Below are 245 nucleotides of genomic sequence, written 5' to 3'. Positions count from 1 at the left end.
ATAATCTTGATAGAATATTAACGATTATTAGTACAGAAACAAAAAAATTAAATAAAGAGAAGAATAAAAGGGATAGATTAGATAAATTGGAGAGTGAATATAAAAACACCACTCCAAATGTTGTCCTCAGGTTCCAAGATAATATAGTAGGACAACAGAAGGTCAACTTATCCGAAGGACAATCTAAAGTTTTATATTATGATTGGAAAGTACCAAGTTCAGGACAAATTGAGGCTGAGATCAAT

General features: G+C 30.2%; 1 protein-coding gene. It reads left to right on the top strand.

The window, feature by feature from the left end:
* On the top strand, nt 1-245 hold a 245-nt coding region (locus FS641_RS18315; RefSeq protein ID WP_222122133.1), incomplete at both ends, for a hypothetical protein.

This window comes from Curtobacterium sp. 9128, from assembly GCF_007673775.1.
Taxonomy (GTDB): Bacteria; Actinomycetota; Actinomycetes; order Actinomycetales; family Microbacteriaceae; genus Curtobacterium.
The sequence above is the reverse complement of the archived record's forward strand: the minus strand, read 5'-3'. Positions and strand labels throughout refer to the sequence as shown.